The 7,836-nt window shown below is 67.4% G+C and carries 8 protein-coding genes and 1 pseudogene; 2 read left to right on the top strand and 7 right to left on the bottom strand.

Annotated elements, in window-relative coordinates; translation table 11 throughout:
* Positions 1–360 (top strand): annotated as a pseudogene (locus Y706_RS26050) (PLP-dependent cysteine synthase family protein); the annotation flags it as partial.
* A gap of 50 nt (positions 361–410) precedes the next feature.
* Here Y706_RS26050 and Y706_RS0116740 read toward each other — a convergent pair.
* Entirely contained in the window at positions 411–1,067 is a 657-nt protein-coding gene (locus Y706_RS0116740) for an MBL fold metallo-hydrolase (RefSeq protein ID WP_028277504.1), read from the bottom strand.
* Positions 1,068–1,198: 131 nt separating this feature from the next.
* Here Y706_RS0116740 and Y706_RS0116735 point away from each other — a divergent pair, with 131 nt between their 5' ends.
* Complete coding sequence (locus Y706_RS0116735; protein WP_028277503.1) at positions 1,199–1,660, top strand: Fur family transcriptional regulator; 462 nt, start codon at positions 1,199–1,201, stop codon at positions 1,658–1,660.
* Positions 1,661–1,783: 123 nt separating this feature from the next.
* On the opposite strand, the gene Y706_RS0116730 is transcribed toward Y706_RS0116735, so the two are convergent.
* The 6 genes from Y706_RS0116730 to Y706_RS26045 all read right to left on the bottom strand — a co-directional run.
* Positions 1,784–2,671, bottom strand: coding sequence for a metal ABC transporter permease (locus tag Y706_RS0116730; RefSeq protein WP_028277502.1), 888 nt, complete (start codon positions 2,669–2,671; stop codon positions 1,784–1,786).
* Positions 2,672–3,487, bottom strand: coding sequence for a metal ABC transporter ATP-binding protein (locus Y706_RS0116725; protein WP_173403088.1), 816 nt, complete (start codon positions 3,485–3,487; stop codon positions 2,672–2,674).
* Positions 3,488–3,536: 49 nt separating this feature from the next.
* A complete protein-coding gene (locus Y706_RS0116720) occupies positions 3,537–4,511 on the bottom strand; it encodes a metal ABC transporter solute-binding protein, Zn/Mn family (protein ID WP_028277500.1) in 975 nt (324 codons plus the stop codon).
* A 171-nt stretch (positions 4,512–4,682) separates the two neighbouring features.
* Entirely contained in the window at positions 4,683–5,747 is a 1,065-nt protein-coding gene (locus Y706_RS0116715; RefSeq protein WP_028277499.1) for a hemolysin family protein, read from the bottom strand.
* On the bottom strand, positions 5,744–7,081 hold the full coding sequence (locus Y706_RS0116710) for a hemolysin family protein (protein ID WP_028277498.1): 1,338 nt from the start codon (positions 7,079–7,081) through the stop codon (positions 5,744–5,746). The genes Y706_RS0116715 and Y706_RS0116710 overlap by 4 nt, the downstream gene beginning before the upstream one ends.
* Before the next feature lie 318 nt (positions 7,082–7,399).
* Positions 7,400–7,836, bottom strand: a 437-nt coding sequence (locus tag Y706_RS26045; RefSeq protein ID WP_043436340.1) for an IMP dehydrogenase, incomplete at its 5' end; no start/stop codon positions are given.

The following is a 7,836-nucleotide window of genomic DNA, read 5'->3' as shown; positions in this document are numbered from 1 at the left end:
TCCCGCATCGAGGGCATCGGCCGGCCGCGGATGGAACCGAGTTTTGTGCCCGCCGTGATCGACCACATGATCCAGGTTCCCGACGCCGCGTCGGTGGCGGCCATGCGGCATCTGAGGGACCACGCCGGTCTGCACGCGGGTCCGTCCACCGGGACCAACCTCTGGGGTGCGTGGCAGCTCATCGCCGGGATGATCGCGGAGGGCCGCCGGGGCAGTGTTGTGACCCTGATGTGCGACGCCGGGGACCGCTACGCCGGAAATTACTACAACCCGGAGTGGCTGGAGACCCACGGCCTGGATCCCGAACCCCATGAGGACGTGCTGCGCGAGTTCTTCCGGACCGGCGCCTGGCCGGCCTAAGCCAGCCGGCCAGCACGCCGGTCTAAGCCCCGCCAAGGCGCCCGCCAAGGCTAAACCTCCGCTGTATCGCCGCTGGAGAGGTGCCGGTACTCGGTGCCGTACTTGGCGCCGATCCGGGTCACGTGCCCCTCCACCAGCCCGCGGCCCAGCTCGTTCAGGAGCGCGTCGTGGATCGGGAAGGCCTGTGGTGCGCGGACACCTATGACAAAATCCACCACTTCGCCCACCTTGTTCCACGGGGCGTGGATGGGTACAAGCAGCGTCTTGACGTCGACGCCGTCGGGGATCGCGAAGGAATCCCCCGGGTGGTAGACATTGCCATCGACGAGGTAGCCGACGTTGGCCACCACGGGGATCTGCGGATGGATGAGGGCGTGCTGGCCGCCAAATGTCCTGATGGCGAAGCCCGACGTTTCAAATTCCTCGCCCGCGCCCGCCACATGGATGCGGCTTCCGGCGTCGGGCGCCTTGCCGCGGAGCGTAGCGGCCACGGCCTCCGGCGCGAAAAGCTCAAGGGTGGTGTTCGACTGCAACGCCGCCGCGACGGCGTCGACGTCCACATGGTCCGCGTGCTCGTGCGTAATGAGCACAGCATGTGCTCCGGCCAGGGCCTGGTCCGTCTCCGAAAAAGTGCCCGGGTCAAACACCAGCACCCGGCCGTCCTGTTCGAGGCGGACACAGGCGTGAGTAAATTTGGTCAGCTTCATCCGGCCAGCCTAGGCACCAGCCGTCACAGTGTCCACGGAGCGGTGCTGGCAATCTTGGGCGCTGGTAATCTTGGACATTGCCACCCTCAGCGAGTCCCACCCGCGAATTCTTTGACGAAGCGAGTTCCACGATGTCCCAAGGCGCTACCACCGGCAGCAGCCGGACTCCGGCCTCGGCACCCGTGCAGGGCAAGGAACAGCGCGTCACCAAGCAGCGCCTCGCCGTCAGTGCCGCCCTGGACGACCTGGCGGACTTCGTCAGCACCCAGGAACTGCACCGCATCCTCCAGGAGCGCGGCACCGCGGTGTCCCTCGCGACCTCCTACCGGATCCTGCAGTCCCTCGCCGACGACGGGCTGGTGGATGTCCTGCGCAACGCCGACGGCGAAGCGGTGTACCGGCGCTGCGCCGTCACCGGGCACCACCACCACCTGCTGTGCCGGAACTGCGGCAAGGCCGTGGAAGTGGAAGCACCGGCGGTCGAGGCCTGGGCCGCGCGGATCGCGAATGAGCACGGCTTCACCGCGGTGGAGCACACCGTGGAAATCTTCGGCCTGTGCCCAGAATGCACAGCCAGTCAACCCGGCGAATAGCCGGAGCTGCTGAAATTCCCCACCTTTGACCTCGTGACCCCGGAAATCACCGGCGGGGCGCAGGGACCCGCCGGCGGCCGGCGGCAAACCTGGGGAAATTCCGCTGCAAAGGCGTGAGAGCGTTTAAGCCACAGCTCCCGCGCTCCGCACCACCCGCCCGTTGAGCCCCCGCCTGGCCCGGGCACTGCCGATCATCCGACAGGCCACGTAGATCAGGAAGGACAACGTGGTCACATAGGGGCTGATCGGCAGCCGGCCGCCGAGGGCCAGCAGGATGCCTCCGACGGTCGCCGTCATCGCGAAAACGATGCTCAGCGTGACCACCAGCCGGGGCGAGGACGTGACGCGCATCGCCGCCGCCGCGGGCGTGATCAGGAGGGCCAGCACCAGCAGGGCGCCGACAATCTGAATGGACAGCGCCACGCTGATGCCCAGCAGCACCATGAACCCAAGGGCCAGGGCCCGCACCGGGACGCCGCGGGCGCTGGCGACGTCGGGGTCGACACTGGCAAAGGTCAACGGCCGCCAGATGGCGGCCAACGCCAGCATCACCACGACGGCGGCGACCGCCAGGACCTGCAGCTGGACGGTCCCGACCGACACGATCTGCCCGGTGAGCAGGCCGAACTTGTTGGCCGCCCGGCCCTCGTACAGGGACAGGAAAAGGATGCCCAGGCCAAGCCCGAAGGGCATGATGACGCCGATGATCGAGTTCTTGTCCCGTGCGCGGACCCCCATCACGCCGAGCACCAGGGCTGCCAGCACGGATCCCGCCAGCGAGCCGAGGATGATGTCGGCGCCGATCAGCAGTGCGAACGCCGCGCCGGCAAAGGAGAGTTCCGAGATTCCGTGGACGGCGAAGGCGAGGTCGCGTTTCATCACGAAGGTGCCCATGATTCCGCCGAGCAGCCCGAGGACGGCGCCGGCCCAGATGGAGTTCTGCACCAGGACCAGCAGCTCGCCGTAGTTTTCGAAGTTGAAGATTGAGTGCAGCAGGTCGCCCAGATCCATTTAGCCCACCTCGCCCGCGACTGAGTGCGCGTCCAGATGGTGGTGCGTCGCGGCATCCGGCAGCCCGACGACGATCAGCCGGCCGTTGGCCTGGATGACCTCAACACGGCTGTCATACAATTCGGAGAGCACCTCGGTGGTCATGACCTCCGCGGGTGTGCCCACCCGGAACTTTCCGCCGGCCAGGTACAGGACCCGGTCCACATAGTCCATGATCGGGTTGATCTCGTGGGTCACGAACACCACGGCGCTGTCCGCGTCGCGGCATTGCCTGTTGATCAGCGCGCTGACGCCCTGCTGGTGCTGAAGGTCAAGGGAGAGCAGCGGCTCGTCGCACAGCAGCACCTTGGGATCGGTCGCGAGGGCCTGCGCCACGCGGAGGCGCTGCTGCTCACCGCCGGAAAGCTGCCCCACCGGCACCTTGGCGTAATCGGTGGCGCCCACAAGCTCCAGGAGTTCATCGACTTTACGGTTCACCTTGGCGCCGCCGAGGCGGATGCCCCAGCGGTGGCCGTCGACGCCGAGGGCCACGAGGTCGCGGGCGCGCAGGGGCGTATCGGGGTCGAATGATTTCTGCTGGGGCACGTAGCCGATCCGGCGGCTTCCCCGCTCAACGGGGTGGCCGTCGAGCACGGCCGTTCCTGTGCGCAGTTCCTGCAGTCCCAGCAGGACCTTCAGGAGGGTGGTCTTGCCGCTGCCGTTGGGCCCGAGCACGGCAAAGAATTCACCCGGGTTGATGTCCAGGTCCAGGCCCTCCCAGAGAGTCCGTTGGCCGAACGCCAGGGAGGCGCCGCGCAGGCTCACTACCGGTGTCAAAAGGGGTTTCCTCGATTTTCCGCGGAGATGGCTGCTCCCGCTGTTGCGATCATCCTAGGGCCTTGCCGATGCTCTCCACGTTTCCGGTCATCCACTGCAGGTAGGACTGGCCGTCCGGGAGGGTCTCGCTGAAGTTCACGACCGGGACGCCGGCGTTCTCGGCGGCTTTTTTCACCGCCGCCGTCTGCGGTCCCTCGGTCTGGGTATTGTAGGCCAGCAGCCGGACGCCCCGGGATGCCATGAGATCGACGGTGGTCTTGAGCACGGCGGGCGGGACGTCGGCGTCCTCCTCGATCGCCGCCGTGTACTCGGCCGGGGTTTCGTTCTCCAGTCCGGCGTCCTCGAGCAGGTACAGCGGTACGGGCTCGGTGACGGCCACGGGCGCGTGGCCCGCCGAGGACTTGATGGCGGCGAGCTTCGTTTCCAGGCCGCCGAGCGAGTCCTTGAATGCCGCCGCGTTGCTCCGGAACGTCTGCGCCGAGGCCGGCTCCAGCGAGCCCAGCTTCCCGGCGACGGCGTCCGCGAGGCGGGACATGGCAGGCAGGCTGTACCAGACGTGTTCGTTCAGCCCCGTGGACCCGTGGGTGTGGCCGGCGGAGTCGGGGCTCGCCTCTGCCGGGCTTTCGCTGGCAGCGATTTCGGAGACAAGGCCTGAAACGTCCACGGCGCTGATGACGCTGCCGCGGTCCAGTCCGGTGTCGGTCGCCAGCGTGTCCATGAAGGCGTCGTATCCCCCGCCGTTCTCCACCACCAGCTCGGCCTTGGAGACGGCCAGCTTGTCCTGCGTGGTGGCCTCGTAGGAGTGCGGGTCCTGGCTGGTGCGGTTGATGATCGAGCTGACCCGGACCTTGTCGCCGCCGATGCTGGAGACAATGTCGCCGTACACGCTGGTGGATGCGACGACGTTGACCATGCCGTCCCCCGCGGTCCCCCGTGGGCTGCCGGACGTCGGACTGCACGCGGTGAGCAGGAGGCCCAGGCCGGCAAGACCAGCCAGCAGGACTCGGGCAGCGGGACGACGCACGGAAAACCTCGGATCTGTTATTGAGAATCAGGAGCAATAGCAACAGCCCGAGTGTATCCCTAAATAGGAATCATTCCTATTTAGGGATACACGGCGTGCCCCGCCAATGCCCGGCCGCAGCTGCCCCGCCGGTGCCCGGCTGCAGCTGGCTGCCCGTTATTGGGCTGTCCCTTACTGGTCCTGGCCCAGCCTGCGGTAGCCCGTGGCCTGCGTCGCGTCCCGGATTTCGCCGACGAGCTGCTCGATCACGTCTTCGAGGAACAGCACGCCCTGGGTCAGCCCGTCGGGTCCGATCACGCGGGCCAGGTGCGAACCCGTGCGCTGCATGACGGACATGGCCTGCTCGATTTCGTCGTCCATGGCGAGGTTCGCCAGCGACCGGATGCGGCTCTCCGCAATCGGCTGGTGGTACCCGGCGTCCGGGATGGACAGCACGTCCTTGATGTGGAGGTAGCCGGCCAGCATGCCGTCGTCGTCGAGCATCGGGAAGCGCGAGAACCCGGTCCGGCTCACTGCCTTTTCGAATTCGACCGGCGTGGTGGCCGCCTTGAGCATGACGAGCTTGCCCAGCGGAACCATCACACGGGACGCGGTGTGTTCGGAGAACTCGAGCGCTCCGGTGATGAGTCCGGCGTCGTCGTCCACGAGTCCGTGGCGGGTGGATTCCTGCACGATCGACTGCACTTCTTCAAGGGTGAAGGTGGAGGTCACCTCGTCCTTCGGCTCAATCCGCATCAGCTTCAGGATGTGGTTCGCGGACCAGTTAAGCGCCGCAATGACGGGCTTGACGAGCCGCCCGATGAACATCAGCGGTGGCGCCAGCAGCAGCGCCGCCTTGTCCGCGACGGACACGGAGATGTTCTTGGGCACCATTTCGCCGAACGTGACGTGCAGGAACGTCACCAACAGCAGGGCGACGGCGAAGGCCACAATGTTCGCGACCTCCTCGGGGACGCCCACCGCTTCCAGCGGCACGGCCAGGAGGTGGTGGATCGCGGGCTCGGCCACCTGCAGGATCAGCAGCGAGCAGACGGTGATGCCGAGCTGGGCGCAGGCGAGCATGAGGGAAACGTTTTCCATCGCCCGCAGTGTGGTCTGGGCACGCTTGGAACCTGCCTCGGCCAGCGGCTCGATCTGGCTGCGGCGGGCCGACATGACGGCGAATTCGGCGGCCACGAAGAAGGCGTTGCCCACCAGGAGGAACGCAAGCCAGAGGATTCCTGCCCAGTCGCTCATGCGGCACCTGCCTGGCTGGCGGGCTGGCCGTCGCCGGACACGCGGATGGGCCGGAAACAGATCCGGTCGATCCGGCGGCCGTCCATGCGGGTCACGCTGAGTGTCCCGCCGACGACGTCGACCGTGTCGCCGACTGCCGCGATGCGGCCGAGCTGGCTCATGACGTAGCCTCCCACCGTTTCGTAGGCAGCCTCGTCGGGCACGGTCAGGCCCGGGATCTGTTCGGAGAGTTCATCGGGCCGGAGCAGGCCCGGGAAGTACCAGTCCCCGGAGGCGCTTTGGAGCAGGCCGGGCCGGACCTTGTCATGCTCATCGGCCACTTCCCCGACGATTTCCTCCACGAGGTCCTCCAGCGTGGTGATGCCGGCGGTTCCACCGTATTCATCCAGGACTACGGCCAGTTGCAGGTTGCCCTCGCGCAGTTCGGCGAGGAGGGCGTCCAGGTGGATGGTTTCGGGGACCCGGAGCACGTCGGTCATGATGGCCCCCGCTTGCAGCTTGGCGCGGCGGTCCGCGGGCACGGCAATGGCCTTCTTGATGTGGACCACGCCGCGGATGTCATCGGAGGACTCGCCGATCACGGGGAACCGGGAATATCCGGTGCGCTTGGCGGCCTCGACGATATCCGAGACCGGCTGGTCGGCGTCGATGGTCTCCACGCGGATGCGGGGGGTCATGACGTCCGCGGCGGTCCGCCCGGAGAACTTCAGGGTTCGGGCGATGAAGTTGGCCGTTCCGGCGTCGAGGGTGCCCATGGCCGCGGAGCGGCGCACCAGCGAGGCCAGCTCGGCCGGGGTGCGGGCGCCGGAGATTTCCTCCTTGGCCTCCAGGCCGAAGACGTTGAGGACCTTATTGGAGAAGCCGTTGAGCACCACGATGGCGGGCTTGAAGATAGCGGTGAACACCAGCTGGGGCCGGGCGACGGCCTTGCCGATCGGGAAGGACAGCGCGATGGCCATGTTCTTGGGCACCAGTTCGCCGATCACCATGGAGAGCAGGGTGGCCACCGCCATTGCCAGGACCAGGGACAGCGAGGCAGCCGCCGCCGGCGGGACACCGAGCGCGGTGAGGGGGCCTTCGAGCAGCTTGCCCACGGACGGTTCCATGACATAGCCGGTCAGCAGCGTGGTCATGGTGATGCCCAGCTGGCAGCTGGAAAGCTGGGTGGAGAGTGACTTGAGACATCTGAGCAACGGCTCGGCGGCGGTGTCGCCGGTGTCAACGGCGCGCTGCACGGTGGCCTGGTCCAGGGCGACCAGAGAAAATTCCACGGCGACAAAGAAGCCGGTGCCGAGGATGAGCAGGAGGCCTGCTGCGAGGAGTAGCCATTCCATGTCAGCGGCCTGCTTCCGCAGCAGCGCATGGCACGTGACGCGTCAGGGGACGCAAATGCGGGAAGGCCCGGCCTGGCGGAGGATGGTCGGCGGCGGCCGACCCTGTTTCCTGGAAAGCTCCGGAATGGCGTGCGGCCGGAGAATGATGGGCACGTGAACGGGGTTTGCCGGCTCTGCGGGTGGACTGGGCGGGCACGGTTTCCGTACTCCGCTGACAGCCCCCAGGCCGGCACCTAGATTTACTGTCCATAAGAAGTTCAGTCTACAGGAGCAACCGCCGCCAGCCCCCGACCGCCCGCGTCCCCGGCCGCGCCGGATTCACCAGCTCTGCGGGACGGGCCGGCCCTCCTCGTACCCGGCCGCGGACTGGATGCCTGCCACGGCGCGCTCCCGGAAAGCGGCGAGATCGGCAGCGCCGGCGTAGCTCATGGAACTGCGCAGGCCCGCGGTGATCATGTCCAGCAGGTCCTCGACGCCGGGCCGGGCCGCGTCGACGTACATGCGGGAGGTGGAGATGCCTTCCTCGAAGAGGGCCTTGCGGTCCTTTTCGAAGGCGCCCTCGCGTTGGTTGCGGTTCTGCACCGCCCGGGCGGACGCCATGCCGAAGCTCTCCTTGTACTGCCGGCCCGAGGCGTCGAGCTGCAGGTCCCCCGGGCTCTCGTGCGTACCGGCGAACCAGGAGCCGATCATGACCTGGCTGGCCCCGGCGGCCAGGGCCAGCGCGACGTCGCGCGGGTAGCGGACCCCGCCGTCGG

This window comes from Arthrobacter sp. I3 (assembly GCF_000520575.1).
In the GTDB taxonomy this organism is placed as follows: Bacteria; Actinomycetota; Actinomycetes; order Actinomycetales; family Micrococcaceae; genus Arthrobacter; species Arthrobacter humicola_A.
This window is presented reverse-complemented; position numbering and strand designations above follow the sequence as displayed.

Bases quoted from the DNA above. Each gene is read 5' to 3' on its own strand.
- Y706_RS0116740 (WP_028277504.1), bottom strand. From the start codon at position 1,067: ATGAAGCTGACCAAATTTACTCACGCCTGTGTCCGCCTCGAACAGGAC.
- Y706_RS0116735 (WP_028277503.1), top strand. From the start codon at position 1,199: ATGTCCCAAGGCGCTACCACCGGCAGCAGCCGGACTCCGGCCTCGGCA.
- Y706_RS0116730 (WP_028277502.1), bottom strand. From the start codon at position 2,671: ATGGATCTGGGCGACCTGCTGCACTCAATCTTCAACTTCGAAAACTAC.
- Y706_RS0116715 (WP_028277499.1), bottom strand. From the start codon at position 5,747: ATGAGCGACTGGGCAGGAATCCTCTGGCTTGCGTTCCTCCTGGTGGGC.
- Y706_RS0116710 (WP_028277498.1), bottom strand. From the start codon at position 7,081: ATGGAATGGCTACTCCTCGCAGCAGGCCTCCTGCTCATCCTCGGCACC.